Source organism: Frankia casuarinae (assembly GCF_000013345.1).
In the GTDB taxonomy this organism is placed as follows: domain Bacteria; phylum Actinomycetota; class Actinomycetes; order Frankiales; family Frankiaceae; genus Frankia; species Frankia casuarinae.
The window spans coordinates 2,182,222-2,197,123 of sequence record NC_007777.1 but is presented as its reverse complement, the minus strand read 5'-3'; the positions used below and the strand labels follow the sequence as shown (position 1 = coordinate 2,197,123).

Genomic DNA, 14,902 nt, shown 5'->3' with positions numbered 1-14,902 from the left:
AGATGACGCGGTCCTCACACCCAGATCGTGGGTACGCCTCGGCCAAGGGACCTCAGGAGGCTCTCCTGTGCTTCCGGTGCTCCGACGGAGATCCGTACGCCATACCCCGGATAGGGGCGGACCCTGATTCCTGCCTCCGCCAGGTCCTGCGCGAAGGAGTCGGCCGCAGCGGCCAGGGGGAGCCAGACGAAGTTGGCGCGAGAAGGCAGCACCGGCAGACCCGACCACCGGAGACCAGCGGTCAGTTCGTCTCGCGACACGGTCACCGTGTCCAGGCGACCGCGTAGCTCACCCTCGCTGTGCAGGGAGAGGATCGCCGCCTGCTCCGCGATGTGGGTGACCCCAAAGGGAAGACCGGCCTTGCGGACGGTCACCATGATCCGCTCCGGGCCCGCGGCGTAGCCGATCCGCAGGCCCGCTAGCCCGTAGGCCTTCGAAAAGGTCCGGAGCACGACGATGTTGCGGTGCCGGCTGAGAACATCCGGAGTACCCGGGGGATTCTCGCCGCGATCGAACTCGACGTAGGCCTCGTCGAGCACCGTGAGGACGTCGCCCGGCAGTGAGCGCAGAAAGGAGTCCAGACGATGGCGATCAATGACCACGCCGGTTGGATTGTGGGGAGAGCAGAGAAGAATCACCCTGGTGCGCGGGCCGACCCGCGCACGTATCTCGTCCAGGTCGTGATCACCGGTAGACGTGAGCGGAACGTGAACGCTCGTGGCCCCGCTGATGGCGACCAGGAGCGGGTAGGCGTCGAAGCCCGGCCACGCGTAGATGACCTCGTCGCCGACGCCGCACAGTGCGAGAAGAATCTGTTGGAGTACCCCGGCGCTTCCGGGGCCCACCGCTACCGCGTCTGGGGAGACGTGCAGGTGCTTCGCGATCTCCTCTGTGATGGTCCGTGCCGTCGGGTCGGGGTAACGGGCCAGCCGGCTGAGGCCATCTTCGATGACCGAGAGCACTGTGGGCAGTGGGGGCAGTGGGGGAAGCACGAGTTCGTTGCTTGACAGGTCGAACCGCCCGGGCTCGTTTGCCGCCGTGTTCGCGGGCTCTGTGCTCCGATAGGCCGTAACGTCCCGCAGCGGGTCACGGCCGGCGAATCTCACTTTCACCGTTTGGGACTCCTGAGATCACGAGGGAGCATCGCCTGCGTCCCTGCACTTCTGCTGGTACCTGTCCGCTGTGCTCGTTGACCCTCCTCCCGAATCCCGAGACCCCGTGCAGAGGTTGGGCGGCAGGGTCTAGGCCGCTTCGGCCGCACGCGACTCTCGGATGGCGAGCAACTCGTATAGGAGTTCGTGAACCGGCGCGCTCAGACCTGCGTCGTGGGCCAGCCGGACAGCGGCCCCGGTCCACGCGTCCAGCTCCGACCGCCTACCGGTCAGGATGTCTCGCTGAAGTGAGGTGGTGACCCCGGCTGATTGCCTGTCCACCAGTCCCATCGCCGTGTCCACGGCGTCGTCGGGCAGGAAGATTCCCAGCCCGAGACCGGCCTCGTAGATCTCCCGCATGCCGGCGATCAGGAGCTGGCGAGTACCGCTCCGAGAACGGAGTTCGCCGATGGTCGCGCCGCCGGTGGCGGCTCCGAGACTGCCGACCGGCACCACCATCAGGAACTTCGCCCACAGGGTGGCCCAAATATCGTCAGGCTCGGTAACCGTCACCTGGGATTCTCGGAAGAGCTCACGAAGGCGCGTCACCTGCCTTGATGCCTGGCCGTCCCACGCGGTGAAACTTACCTCGCAGGTGGTGCCGGCGTGTCTAATCTCGCCAGGACCGGCCATCGTCGCCGCGATCCTTATCGTTCCGGGCAGCACGCGACGGCGGCCAATCCTCGCCGCGACCTGGCCGGGAGCGTCGACCCCGTTCTGCAGAGTGAGGACCGCGGTATCCGGGCCGACCATGAGGCCCAGCGATTCGACGGCATCGGAAAGCTGTCCCGTCTTTACGCAGAGCAGAACGAAGTCGACTCTTCCGATGTCGTCAGGGTCGTCGGAGGCGCTTACATCCGGCACCGACCAGCAACCTGAGTCATCCATTACCCGCAGCCCGTTCTTCTGGAGCGCGGCGAGGTTCTCGCCCCGGGCGAGGAACTCCACCTCGTGACCGGCGCCGGCCAGGCGGCCGCCGAGATACCCACCGACCGCGCCCGCGCCTACCACCGCGATCCTCGGTCCGCCTGCTCGTGCCGTCATCGCTGATCGCTCACGGGAGACGACCGGCGGGGGGTAATTCCGCGGCCGTGGCATACGGTGCTCATCGCGGCAACCGCTCCCGGACCCGGATGGGGAGCGCTCTGAGCCCCCGGCTGAGCGAGCTGTCGGCGAGCCACTCCACCTCGTCCTGACGGACTGCCAGCTCGAATCCTGGCAACCGGCGCAGCAGCGTTGTGAAGGCGATGTCTCCTTGAAGCCGGCCGAGGGGGGCACCAACGCAGAAGTGCGCGCCGTGGCCGAAAGCCAGATGGTGGTTCGGGGATCGGGTGACGTCGAACCGCTCCGGCTCGTCATATGCCTCCGGATCGTGCCCCGCGCTGGACAGCAAGAGATGCACGAAGCTCCCCCTGGGAATTTCTGTTCCGGCGAGCCGCATGTCCTCGACGGCGACCCGCATGGATGCCCAGGCGGCCGAACCCTCGAAGCGCAGCATCTCCTCGACCGCGGCGGGAATCAGCTCGGGAGTGGTTCGGAGCAGGTCGAGCTGGCCTGGGTGGCCGAGTAGCAGAGCAGTCCCATTTCCTATCAGGTTCGCGACCGTCTTGTGGCCCGCGATGAGCAGGAGGAGAATGGTGGAGAGGAGTTCGCGTTCACTGAGTGCGTCACTGTCTGCCGCCCTTACGAGCTCACTGAGCAGGTCCTTCCGCAGATCCGTGCGGCGTCGGGCCACCAGCCGGGTGAAGTAGTCGGTGAATTCCTCGGTCGCGGCCTTCAGCTCGGACTCCGCGTGCTGGAAGGGATCCTGGCTGAGAATGTAACCCCACTCGAGAAAGAGTGGTCTGTCCTGGACAGGTATCCCGAGATACTCGCAGATGACAGTGAGTGGAAGCGGCAGGGCAAACGCGCCGAGGAGGTCGATCTCACCGGGCGCGGGGAATGTGTCGATGAGATCGTCGACGACATCCTGGATGCGGGGGCGGAGGTCGGCGATCGCGTTCGGCAGAAATGCCCGGCTGATCGGCCTCCTCAGCCGGGCGTGGTCGGGAGGGTCCGCGAATCCCAGGTTACGCACCATGAGGAGGCTGCTGGACAGAGCCCTGTCGCGAAACCTGGGAGGTAGGTTCTCCGCTTCCTTGGACAGGCGCGAGTCGGTGAAGGCCTCCGCCACGGCCCTGTGGCCGAGAACGGCGTATGCCTCACTTCCCGGAGGATAGTTAATCTGGTGGACGGGGCATTTCGATCTGAGCTCGGCGTTCGTCGCGTGCGGTGATGGGCCAGGATTGAGGAAGAACTCCGAGGGCAGAACCTCTGGCACCTTCGGCTCCTGGACCGCCGGACGAATGCTACCTCCCGCCACTGCAGGTATTATCCAGACCACGTCACTTTCCTCGACGCGGGTCTCGAGATTTTCCAGGCCTCTGATGTCGTTGTCATTTCGATAGACGTTGATATACCGTCGGACCGACCCCTGGCCGTCCATGATCTTGTCGATGAGCCCGGGCAGGCACTCGTTCAGGTCGGCGAACACCTCGCGAATGTTCTCGCCCTTGGCAGCGACCTGCCGCTGCCCGCCGGACAGCGCCCGGAAGGCCGCTGGTATCTTGATGGTAACCATGGGCGGTGGAAGACCCTCGCGAGCGCCGTTCTGCGTTCCGTTCATCCTGTCTCCTCCTCTGGCCTGTACCGAGGCCACGCGATTGACGCGTCGTGTCTTCCGAGGCCGCCGCGGTGGACCGTCATCCCAGTCCGAACTCATCCCGGATCTGCGACGGGATGTGTAGGTCGAGCTCTGCGCACCGCTCTGGCCCTGCTTTCCATGCGGCGACCCGGTGTGCGAGGCCCTGACGGCCCGCGTGGACATACCAGATCAGGTTGACCGGCCAGGAGGACTGACGGAACAGGTACTCATCCATCCGGGTCGGCTTCTCGCTCAACCGCTGCGTCCGCTCATGCTGAGGTCCGATCTCATGCCAGTTCGGATGAGAATGAATCGAGCCGATCAGCTCGAGACCCGCCGCCTCGTGCTTTTTCACCGCCTGAAAGACGTCCTCGCCGGAGCACCAGAACCCGCGGCCGGGGTTCCTGTACACGTCGCCGAACTGCGGTGCGATTACATCTTCGAACTCGGCTATCACGTCCGCGTCGCTGTCGCGCACATTCTTCACGAATTCGATGTCGCCGATCGTGATCCCGTGGCGATTGTCGACACCGAACAGGAGGCCGGAGGCACGCGGTAGATGAGTTGGCACACCATCGGCGTTCCTACTCGCCAGGCACCGCTGATACTCCTCCACCGCGTGGTCGACGAAGCGCTTCGCGGGTTCGGGCTCGATGTAGGCTTCGTTCGACATCCTCGTGATCATCCCTAGGCTGGCCGTCCTGTCCTTCGGTTCATGACCTGGAGTACGCTACGTGCTGGTGGTTGAAGCCTACGTACGATGATCTCCGGCCTCCGATCAGCCGATTAGCTTGTCCGGATTCTTGTTCCGGCGTGACCAGGTCTTCCGTGCCTACCTGGTGAAGAGTTCCCGAGAATGGGGTGCACGAATTCAGGGCATCGGAAAGTGAAGACCTCCGATGGTCTATTCGGGCGGTACGAATTGACGCGTCTTCTGACGGTCAGTCGACGCCTAGCGACACGCTACACCTGGCGATGGCGCATGACAAGGCCAGCGCAATGCTCGACTCATCGAGAGGCGGGAATTGCGATCTCTTCCGGCTACTGAAAGTAAACGCGGTCCGTGACCCTTTGCGCATCCCATTAAGCGGATGTCGATATCTTCCGGCACGTCGATATCGGTATGTCGAGGGCCGACGCCGCAGCTAGCCTGGGCCGACTCCCGGGCTCTGATCGTCGCGTCCCCTCTCATCGATGGCGTATAGATGAGAGCTTCCTGTAGCTGCCTGCGGGCTCCGGGGACCTGTGATGTCATCAGTAGTAAGCAATGAAGTTCGAAGGGCTCTGCCTTCGGTCGGCGTCAACCTTGGGCGTCGCCCTCGCCCTACCTGCCAAGATGATGTGAGACAGAGGTCATCGTCTGGCGAGTAAGGTGCTTCCGCTGAACGCTCGGGTCGTGAAAGTTCCCACCGAACTTTCCTCACCTTGTGAATTGGGAATGTGTGATTTGGACAATTGCCAGCCACTGTTTCGACGCCTTGCTCGTATGGGTGGCCGGATGGCCTGGCCGGGAGGACGCAGATCCTCTCCACTGCTGATCCGGAGTAGAGGCTCCCGTTGACCGGTCCGGAGCCGGCCCGTTCCGCCGGCTGATCCGGACGGCGGCCGACCGCGGTGCGACGACGGAGGCAGACGGCTGCTGGCTCGGCAGTGTTCGTCCGCGGCTGCTGGTTCGCCCGTCGCTGATCGCGATCTACGGGTTACCAACCTGATCCGGCGTCCAAACCGGCCGGCTGCTCTGGGTGTTTCGCTCGGCGGACGCCCGGATCGGCGACTCGCCAGCCTGGTTGCTCACGCCGGCCGCTACCCGGCGACGGTGGACCGACCAGGTGCCGAGCGTGGGCGGCATCCAGTCCCGATCTGATCCTCGTTGGCGGCACCGTCCAAGAACTACCGGTTCCCGACGAAACCGCAGGTCGCGATCCACTGCGTGCCCGCCGCGCGCCGCCTGGTCGCGCGCGCCGCCCCCACCTTGTCCGGGCAAAGAGAAACCCCGGCCTGGACCCAGGCCGGGGCGCTCGTGGTCTCGGAGGGGTCAGCCGGCGGTCGGCACCGCCGCGGTCTCGTCGACGACGGCGAACAGGCCACCCTCGACATCGCGCCAGTCGCTGACGGGGCGGACGTCGAGGGTCGCGAGCAGCTTGTCGGCGCCCTCGCTGGGGGCGGAGAGGTCCATTCCCGATGCGATGGCAGCGCTGGCCGCCATGCTCAGCCCGGCCTCAGCTCCCGCCGCTGGCCGCGCCACCTGACCGGCTGGCCTTCGCCGCCAGAACGGCAACCCGGCACAGGACACCGGACGGCTGCGTCTCGGGCGCGGCGATCCGTGCCGGACGCCGAGAGTGACCGCATGAGCCGGTCGGCGTAGGAGTCCCGGCATTGCGCGAACCAGCCGCTCATGCATGACTACCTGTGGCGATGGACGCAGACAGCCAGGCTCGATTCATAGGTCAAAGCTATCTAGCCGGGTCGGAGGCTATTTACTCTGCGTGGTGGACCATGTGCACCAGCATCCGAATCGACTGATCTTGGTTGTAGGCCCTGAAATCGCCATCCGGCCGGTCGGCACTCGGGCGCTGACCAGGGCCGATTCCCAGTGACCGTCCGACCGGCAACATCGACAACCGGTTCGAACGTGCGTTCCGCAGACCTGGTGGTTCCTGGCACTTCCGCCCGTCTGCTGACCGTCATTGCGGGGGTTGTGGTGCGGGCGAGCGACCAGACATGCGCTGAGCCCGGGCCACGTCGCTACGGAGCCGGTCTTGCCGTCTGATCGAGTGCAACGAGAAGGCGTGCGCCGAATGCCGGGGCGCCGTGGGCACGCAGGTAGGTAGCGATGTCGTAGGCGGTCAGCGTGGGGCCGGATCTGCCGGTCCGGGCGGCGATGGCACGAACGGCCTTGACGACGAGGTCCGGGTGGAGGTCGAGTTCGTCAAGGAAGAAGTCGTCGAGGGACTGGCGAGTCAGGGGCATGGGAAGCGCGGCGGGTGGAAAGTCCGTGAGGTTGTCGGTAACGATCACGTCGGCTCGGCCGGCCATGGCGGCGGCGACGACGTGCCGGTCGTCGGGGTCAGGGAGTTCGATGGTCGGCACGAGCCGTTCCCAGCCGGTCACGGGGGCGTCCGGGAAGGTGGTCTTCATCTGCCGGAAGAGGCGGGTGAGGTAGGCATCGGCTTCTTCTGGTGACACGCCACGCTTGGCGAGCAGCGTGCGCAGGGTCCGTTCGAGCTCGTCCAGGATCTCGCTCGACCAGAGCGGCCGGTAGGCACCGGTGCTGGCGATCTCAAGCAGCATGTCGCGCGCCCTGCTGGGCACGAGGACGCAGGTGTCGAGTAGCGCTGAGAACATCCCGGTCAGCCTTCGGTCTTCTTGCGTGCGGCTTTCAGTGCCGCCCGGGTCTCGTCGGGGCTGACGTCGTAGAGGCCGAGACGCTCGGTATCGGCGACCATGTCGGCGAAGGCGAGGTCGGCGGCGTGGCGTTGGCGTCGGCGGTACTCCAGGAGGTCGTCGAGGCGGACCTTGCGGTGGCGGCTGGGCTTCTCGAACGGGATGGCGCCGCTCTCCAGCAGCCGAACCAGGGTGGTGCGGGAGATACGGAGCAGGTCCGCGGCTTCCTGGGTGGACATCGTCAGATGGTGCGGCGCCACCGTGACGGCTAGGCCCGCCTTCATCGCCGCGGCGACCTGCAGAAGGACATTGAACATCGGCTCGGGAAGCTCGACGCTGTGCCCGTCCGGGCCGGTGAGCCGAGGTCGCGGGTCGGCGGTCTGCCGGCCGCGGTCGCGAAGCGCGGCCAGGAAGTCGATGATCTCACCGGTGTCCTCGCCTGGCAGGTACGTCTCGTCGTGGAGCGGTTCGGGTCGGGTGGGTGAGGTCATGAACGGCCTCCAGGACGATCGAGGCGATCGGGGCGATCGGCATGCTCGTTTCGCTCGATTCTACGCCGACCATGCGCTGGTAGCTATCCACCGACGGCCACCGCGCCCATCCCCAGCTCGAACGAGGCACCCCGACGTCCGCGCGCCATCGGATCAGTGCTCCGGAACATTCAGGACCAGAGGCCAAGGAGGGCTGCGTAGTCGCGGCGGCGGTTCGGTTGAGTGAGGATTTCGACGCTGTCGGTAGCCTGGTCGATCGCGCCGGGGAGATGGCCAAGCGGGCCGTCGGGTTGGTGTCCGAGCCGGGTGAGGAGGGCCCGCAGCCCCGGATCGCTGATCGCGTCGGTCAGCACGCGGGTGAGGCGTTGCGCGCCGAGTACCTGGATGTTTCGGGAGTGAAAGCGTCGCGGCGCGGGGTCGACGGGCTCGGCCAGACCGAGCCGGTTGGTGGCGGTGGCGAGGTGACTGGCCGCGGCGCACAGCGCTGCTTCGCGGTCCCGCCACCGCGGCGCATCGAGCGCGCGGCCCAGGTGCTCGCCGACCTGGTCCGCGAGGGTCAACTGCCCGAACGCGGTCATCAGCCATTTGCTGTACGGGGCCCAGCGGCATTCGAGGAGAAAGCCGATCCGGACGAGGTCACGGGCCAGGCGGGCGGCGAGTATGCGCGAGCCGAGGTCGTCGCCCCGGCTGCCGGTGCGGCCGATGAACGGTTCTTCCTGGCTGACCCGCAGCCAGCCGGCTGCCAGGACGTAGCGCCAGACGTCGTCTGGGTACCAGGCCAGCGCCCGGCGCCGCGCGGTGAGCAGATCGAGCGGGTCGTGCAGGACCACACCGGCTGTGAGACTGGCCAGGATCTGGGTCGGGGCCAGCAGCCAGTCCGCCAGATCCATCCCGTCGGCCGGGTCGACGCCGAGCCGGTCGACGAAGAACACCCGCGCAGTGGTCACCTCCACCTGGTGATGTGGCCAGCCGTCGTATCGGTCCCCGTCGGGATAGACAACCGGGAAACCGTCGAACCGCGCTGGCAGCCTCTCCATGGCGATCTCGATCGGCGTGGTATCGAGACCTGGCGGGACAAACAGCTGCACGCGGGGGCCGAAATCGTGGTCCGTGGAGACCTCGTCGTCGAAGCCGAGTACCTCGGAACCCTCACCGAGCAACGCGGCAGCGTGGGGCACGCCAGGGATCAGCGGCCGAACTGCCTGTTCGTAGAACCGTCGGCAAAGATCGCGACCGGACACGGCTCTGATCGTAGGGGCGACGGTGGGCTCCGATCGTCACATGGCTGGTCCGAGACCGCGGCTGTGCTGGGTTGCCGATCCGACCGCCAGTCACGCCGCGAGAAGAACCACCGCTCTCCAGGGGAGGTTGACTCAGTGCGCGGCATCGCTGTCTGGATCGCTTTTCCGGTCAGATCGAAGGCGTGGGCGTGCGCTCGTACAGCAGCACGACGCGGTCTTCGACAGGTTCGAAGCCGAGCCGCTGATACACGCTGTTGCTGGTCGGATTGGCCAGATCGGTGAACAACAGGACCTCGCGCGCTCCCGCTTCCAGCGCGGTCTGGCTCACCGCCGCTGTCACCGCCCCGGCGTAGCCTCTTCGCCAGAAGCCCGGCGGGGTATATACCGGCCCGATGCGGATCATCCCGCCTACCGGCCGGGTAATTCCGGCCACCGACACCGGCGCACCGTCGACCTCCCACAGGGTGAAGCCGCCATAGCTGAGACGGTCATCGACCCGCCTCGGGGCGTTGCCGGCGGCCGCACCGGTCTCTTCTTGGAACGCCGTGACCCAGGCCACGAGCAGGTCCTTGTCGGTTGCCTCGGCCGCACGAGGACGACCTGCGGGCTTTGGCTGGGGCGCTGCGAGGTCTCCGAGCCGATACAAACGCTCCCGGCGATGAAGAGATGGCGCGGCAGCTGTCCCCTGGTGCCAGGACGAGGCAAATGCGCTGGCCACCTGCGCTGGCGCATTTACCCCGGACAGCGGCCTTCCGCGCGGCCAGGACGCGACCAGCGACTCGACTGCCCGCGGCGGAACGGTCGTCAGAAGGACGGGATTCGGTGGGGTATGCACGAATGCGCTCTCGATGGGTCCGCCAGCCTCCAGCCACCAACCGAACAGGGGAGCCGCATCCCCGAATGCCGCCATGCCACGCGCTTGGAGCGTCTCGGCGACGGTGACCAACACGGTGTTCTCGGCCAGCTGGGACATCAGAAACTCGCCCGCCACCGCGAGAAACTCCTCAATGCTTCCGGTCATGAACCAGGCCACGCCCCATGGTCCCTGCTGGTGCCACGTCTGCGCACCCGGTTTTTCGCGAGCCGTCGGGCCAGCGGCTCTGACGCGCTTGCGGCGGCATGGCTGCCGATAGTCGAGTGATCTTCAAGCGTTAAGGCGGATGTGGCGGAGCTGGACGGCGAGTTGGCGTCCCTGTCGCACGAGTCGCCCTGATGTGTCAGGGCTGAGCGTGAACCCCGTGTGGCTTGCGACGTCATCCGCCACGGCGGAGATCGACAGGGTGTCGGTGGGGAGATGACGAGCGAACTCGGGAGCCCGCAGGACGTCGAGGGCACGGTCGAGCTGGCGGGCGCTGAAACTGCGGGACGTCTCACCGCGTCGGTGGATGCGGCGGATCATCGTCGTGCGGTCGGCAAGCAGCGTGACGTGCTCGACGCGGTGCCCGGCGGCGCGGGCCGAGGCCGTCAGCTCGCCGAGCAGGCCGGGGTCGAGGATGGTCATCGGCGCGATCACCGGGTCCTCGGGCCCTTGGAGAGCAAGGTGGAGCATTTCGCTGACCGCCTGGCGCCACAGGGGGACGTCGCGGAAGTCCATGCGCCGGGGCTTCGGGAGCATCCGGCGCATCGCGAAGCCGAGGTGCTCGGGGTCACTGATGAAGCTTCCGGGCAGTCTGCGGTGCAGGTTGTGGGCGACCTGGGTCTTCCCGACGGCGTTCGGACCGTTGATCCAGATGAGGGTCGGCACCAGCCGAAGAATAGTCAGGCACGGGCAGACCAACATCGCCCGCCACACGCCACGACGGCCGCCCGCAGTTTGACACAGCGAATGTGAACGGCCCGGGGGCTCGGCCAGCCTGTGTGGCTCTCATGTAGTGGCGGTCTCCGTGCACCGCGGCACGAGCAGGCCGCCGATCCCCAGGACGTCGTCGAGCAGCCGCCGCACACGCTCGACCTCGTCGGCGGTGCAGTCGATCAGTACCTTGACCTCCACGTCGCGCTTGCCCGGATCCGCCGTCACGAAGAATCCCACCACACCGGCGCCGGCGGCGCTGCCGCGGAAGACGTCCATACCGCCGCCGTCCGCGGCCACGGTGCCCTCCAAGTAGCCGTAGTCGACGGGGTACACGGCCCGCGGCACCCGCGGGTGCCTGCTGCCGGCCGGCGGTCCACCACCAGCCGCGAGGTGGCCACCAGTTCGTCGAGGTTGCCGAAGAAGTGTGCGCGGGAGGTGTCAGACATGATCTCCGCCGCCGAATCGAGGACGTCCACGAGAGAGGCCACAGACACGAAGCGGTCAGGGCCATGTACATTGTCCTGCCGGCTCACGGTCCCTGCCGGCTCACCCAATACGGCGGCGCCGGGGGTCCGGTCCGGGTCCGGGGCCACGACAATGGCGGACGGCATCTGGACGTGACTGTCCCCTTCATCCCTGTCCAGGCCCTCGGCGAACAGATTGCCCCGCACGTTCTTGGTGCTGACCCGGTCGCTGCCGGTGGCGACGACGGGTGTCGTCGCCGGAAGTCGCCGCTACGCAGTACCTCGACGAGGCGGACGCGGTTCGCACGGCGGCAAAGTGGTCGTCCAGCCGGGGCTCGAACCAGCGGCCGAGGTCCTGACCAGCACCGTTCCACAGAGCCGGACCTCAAAGTGATAGATCGCAAACCGCATTCGTCCAGGTCGGATGCATGATCAAAAAACTGGTGGACCATGTGTACCAGCATCCGAACCGATCGATCTTGGTTGCTGGCCCTGAAATCACTGTCCGGCCGGTCGCTACCCGGGCCCTGACCAGGGACGATGCCCAGTGACCGCGCCGACCGTAACATCATCTACCGAATCGAACAGGCGTTCCGTAGACCTGGCGGTTCCGGAGACTCCGGCCCGTCTGGTGACGGTCATCGTCGGGATCGTTGTCGGGTTGACGTTCCTGTTCGGCTTCGGCAATGTACTTGCCCTTGGCTTGCGTCTTGGCGTCCCGATCTGGGTGGCGCCGTTGGTTGCCCCGGCCGTGGATCTGTCGGTGGTCGCGCTTTTGCTCGGCACGCGGCACGTCGCCCTCCATGGCGGGCCCGTGGATGTGCTGCGAGCGGCACGGCGCATGCTCATCTTCGCTAGCACTGTAACGCTAGCGCTCAACATCGCGGAACCCCTGATCGCCGGGGACTACGGCAAAGCGGCATTTGATGCGGTTGGTCCGCTTTTGCTTATCGGATGGTCGGAAGTGGGCCCGGGACTACTTCAGGCCATGCGCCCAACCCCGTCTGATGGCCTGCCGGAAGGTGCACCCGCGGGCGGTGGCGCGCACGGTCTCGTGGCAGCCGAACCGCACGCGCAGCCAGAACGGCCTGCCACCACCGAGATGCGGCCGGCGCGAACGGGGCCGTCTCAGGTTGGTCGCAAGGCGCGCGATCAGGACCTGCTGCATCGGGCTCGGGCCGAGGACGTGCTGCACTGGCAGCAGTACCAGCGCCCGATCTCCGCGGAAACGCTGCGCAAGCGCCTTCATGTCGGTACTCCCACCGCGCGCAAACTGGTCGCGCAGCTACGCACCGACATCCACACCCAGATCGAAAGCATCTCCAGCCACCTCGACGGTATGCCCCAACCGGCCATGTGATCGACGGACAGGCGCCGATCCCGCGTTCACCGCGAGAGCATCGTGATCTCGGTGGGCGCGGGATCGCGGCCGAGGACAACGGGCCCACGACCGGCGCGGATCATCGCGGAAATCCACCGCGTCGGGTCCGCGGCAGACCAGGACAGGGCGGCGGTACGCCATCTCCAGTGTCGACTCCAGGACCCCGGCGCGCTGCTGGGCATTGTGTTGCTCGTTGTCGTGCTCGAAGGCGTCCTGGTGATTCTTGTGGGAGATTGGGCGCCCCCGATGGACTGGATTTGCGGCCCGTCTGGGGATGCAGGCGGCTCTCGGCGGGAGTCTGCTGTTTCTCGTCGCGTTGGTCAGCGCGACGACGAGGCTGATCATTTTCAGGCGTCGTCATCCTCGGTAGCGGTGGTGGGTCCGCTCACAGGGCGGCACACATATCGAGAGCCGCGACCGTCGGCCGGGAGGCCCGGTACTAACGATCGGGAGCGGCGGAACGAGCGGTACACGGCCCTGCTCGCTTTCTCGCCCCCCCTTGTGACTCCGGGCGGCTACCAGGTGAAGAAGTAGCTACACTTGGCTGATGGTGAGCCTGCCTGTGGTCCGCAACGAGGCTGGCTGACCGCGGAGCTGAACGGTAGAGCCGGCCGGCAGGACAGCGGCGATCTCCACCGACGGGTTGGCGCCGGTCTCGATGCGCAGGGCGCCGCCGTTGAACGTGATGCCGCCGTGAATGTTACCGGCTTGGATGATCGACCCGTCGACGGTGCCGCCGCCGACGTAGTTGCGGACGCCGCGATTGCCGGGTACGGGTTCGAGCGCGACCCCGATGCGGATTTCCGTCCCGTTGTCGACGACCGAGGCTGTGTCGAGGTAGCGGTCGGTGTCCGTGGCCGTGGCTGCCGAGAGGGTGATCTGTGCGCGGTCGGCGTCGCCGTCACCGACGAGGGCGACGTTCGTGCCAGCCGCAGCCAAGAAGAGCCGGATCGGCCCTGCCTCGGTAGCGGTCACAGTCCGTTGATAAGCCGAGGTCACACCTGTGACGATACCGTTGACGGGCGATCCCCAGGAGTGGGATCGGTGGCTGGGTGCCGAATCCCCGGTCCTCGGGACGAGCTCGTATCCCGCCCGCGTGGCGGGATGCAAATTTGCGGAGCGGTCGATGTGACGCGGTGCCAGACTCGGGCCCATGACCGATGACCCGTTGTCCCGACTGCGACAGTCGGTCGGCGTGAGCCGGGAGTTCGGCCAGGTCTGCGAAGCGGTCGCGGGCGAGTACATCGATGCAGGCACCGAACCTCCGTTCGACATCCCGTCGGCGGACTTCGCCACCGATCCCTGGCTCGGCTGTGCCGACCGCTACTGGCGGCGCCGTTTCCTGGCGGAGCCGACCGTCGAGGTCGCGGCCCGCTGCGCCCGCTGGCTGATCGACCACTGCCAAGATCAAGCGGTCCGAACGGAGATCGTCGAGAAATGGGCGTTGGGCTACGCGTTCATCACCCGGGACACCGTCGAGCCCGCGGCGGACGTCACCACAGCCACAGGCAGGATCGTGCGCGACAGCGCCGGCTCCGCTGAGGTGGCCTATTTCGCCGCGCTTTACCACGCAGGGAAGCTCCGCGCCGATTTCTGGTTCGAGGCGTTGGACCGGTTCGTGTCGTCGTCCATGCTGGCGCGGGCGTCCGGCCCGCACCGCGACGGCCCGCTGTTCACCGCGCTGAGTGCGTTCGCCGCATGCGGTATGAGGGACACGTCGCGGGGGGTGGCGCTGGTAGAGGCCGCATGGACGGCCGAGCCGCGTAGCCGTGAGGTCACCGACATCTGCCTGCACGGGCTCGACGTCGCCGGCCCCTTCGAGGGCCAAGGTGAACTGCTGCGCCGCTACGCGACCGACACCGTGGCCGCGACTCCACAGGCGCACCTGTGGTGGTACCGGCGGGCCCGCGGCGAGCGTCGATGCCGCGACCTCGATGCCGCGTTGACCTCGATCGAGACGGCGCTGACCTGCCTGCCCGCGCAGGGGGCCCGCAACGCGCACGAACACCTCCAGGAGCGGTACCTACGCGAACGCGATCTGATCATGACGATGATGGAGGGGAGTCAGCGGTGGACAGCGCCCGGTCGGCGCCCGGCACCGCGGTGGGTGCTCCCGCTGGCCGCGGCCGGGGTTGCTGTCCCGATCGGGGGCGCGGTGACCGTGGGCCTGGCGGTGACCTCTGACCTGGGCGACGCGATCGGGCGAGGGGCACTGCTCACCGCGAGCCTCCTGGCGTCCGCGCTCGTCATCGCCGCGGTCCTGCGCGCCGCACGGCAGCTCGCGCCCTGACCATGCGACCCGCGGACGGAGCAGT

14 protein-coding genes are annotated in these 14,902 nt (G+C 67.0%); 2 read left to right on the top strand and 12 right to left on the bottom strand.

The window, feature by feature from the left end; translation table 11 throughout:
* Positions 1–14: 14 nt before the first annotated feature.
* The 11 genes from FRANCCI3_RS09360 to FRANCCI3_RS09315 form a co-directional block, all read right to left on the bottom strand.
* Entirely contained in the window at positions 15–1,112 is a 1,098-nt protein-coding gene (locus FRANCCI3_RS09360; RefSeq protein ID WP_011436298.1) for a histidinol-phosphate transaminase, read from the bottom strand.
* Between the two features lie 129 nt (positions 1,113–1,241).
* Positions 1,242–2,195: a 2-dehydropantoate 2-reductase gene (locus FRANCCI3_RS09355; RefSeq protein WP_011436297.1), complete on the bottom strand. Its 954-nt coding sequence runs from the start codon at positions 2,193–2,195 to the stop codon at positions 1,242–1,244.
* A 61-nt stretch (positions 2,196–2,256) separates the two neighbouring features.
* Complete coding sequence (locus FRANCCI3_RS09350; RefSeq protein WP_166793634.1) at positions 2,257–3,849, bottom strand: cytochrome P450; 1,593 nt, start codon at positions 3,847–3,849, stop codon at positions 2,257–2,259.
* 43 nt (positions 3,850–3,892) lie between these two features.
* The gene (locus tag FRANCCI3_RS26835) at positions 3,893–4,507 is read right to left on the bottom strand and encodes a hypothetical protein (RefSeq protein WP_011436295.1); all 615 of its coding nucleotides are present in this window, start codon (positions 4,505–4,507) and stop codon (positions 3,893–3,895) included.
* A gap of 1,362 nt (positions 4,508–5,869) precedes the next feature.
* Positions 5,870–6,040, bottom strand: a complete 171-nt coding sequence (locus FRANCCI3_RS26830; protein ID WP_023841971.1) for a hypothetical protein — start codon at positions 6,038–6,040, stop codon at positions 5,870–5,872.
* Between the two features lie 539 nt (positions 6,041–6,579).
* Positions 6,580–7,179 (bottom strand): PIN domain-containing protein, encoded by a 600-nt coding sequence (locus FRANCCI3_RS09340; protein ID WP_023841970.1) that lies wholly within the window; start codon positions 7,177–7,179, stop codon positions 6,580–6,582.
* A 5-nt stretch (positions 7,180–7,184) separates the two neighbouring features.
* Complete coding sequence (locus tag FRANCCI3_RS09335; protein WP_011436292.1) at positions 7,185–7,709, bottom strand: helix-turn-helix domain-containing protein; 525 nt, start codon at positions 7,707–7,709, stop codon at positions 7,185–7,187.
* A 170-nt stretch (positions 7,710–7,879) separates the two neighbouring features.
* The gene (locus tag FRANCCI3_RS09330; RefSeq protein WP_011436291.1) at positions 7,880–8,950 is read right to left on the bottom strand and encodes a DUF4037 domain-containing protein; all 1,071 of its coding nucleotides are present in this window, start codon (positions 8,948–8,950) and stop codon (positions 7,880–7,882) included.
* Positions 8,951–9,119: 169 nt separating this feature from the next.
* Positions 9,120–9,983 carry a GNAT family N-acetyltransferase gene (locus FRANCCI3_RS09325; RefSeq protein ID WP_011436290.1) on the bottom strand — a complete coding sequence of 288 codons (864 nt, stop codon included), beginning with the start codon at positions 9,981–9,983 and terminating at the stop codon, positions 9,120–9,122.
* A gap of 111 nt (positions 9,984–10,094) precedes the next feature.
* Positions 10,095–10,694, bottom strand: a complete 600-nt coding sequence (locus FRANCCI3_RS09320) for an ATP-binding protein (protein ID WP_232235203.1) — start codon at positions 10,692–10,694, stop codon at positions 10,095–10,097.
* A 120-nt stretch (positions 10,695–10,814) separates the two neighbouring features.
* Entirely contained in the window at positions 10,815–11,087 is a 273-nt protein-coding gene (locus tag FRANCCI3_RS09315) for a hypothetical protein (RefSeq protein ID WP_023841967.1), read from the bottom strand.
* A 666-nt stretch (positions 11,088–11,753) separates the two neighbouring features.
* Here FRANCCI3_RS09315 and FRANCCI3_RS09310 point away from each other — a divergent pair.
* The gene (locus tag FRANCCI3_RS09310; RefSeq protein WP_011436287.1) at positions 11,754–12,566 is read left to right on the top strand and encodes a hypothetical protein; all 813 of its coding nucleotides are present in this window, start codon (positions 11,754–11,756) and stop codon (positions 12,564–12,566) included.
* Positions 12,567–13,121: 555 nt separating this feature from the next.
* Here FRANCCI3_RS09310 and FRANCCI3_RS09305 read toward each other — a convergent pair.
* A complete protein-coding gene (locus FRANCCI3_RS09305; RefSeq protein WP_023841966.1) occupies positions 13,122–13,562 on the bottom strand; it encodes a hypothetical protein in 441 nt (146 codons plus the stop codon).
* Between the two features lie 178 nt (positions 13,563–13,740).
* Here FRANCCI3_RS09305 and FRANCCI3_RS09300 point away from each other — a divergent pair, with 178 nt between their 5' ends.
* Positions 13,741–14,877 (top strand): hypothetical protein, encoded by a 1,137-nt coding sequence (locus FRANCCI3_RS09300; protein WP_011436284.1) that lies wholly within the window; start codon positions 13,741–13,743, stop codon positions 14,875–14,877.
* Positions 14,878–14,902: the final 25 nt, after the last annotated feature.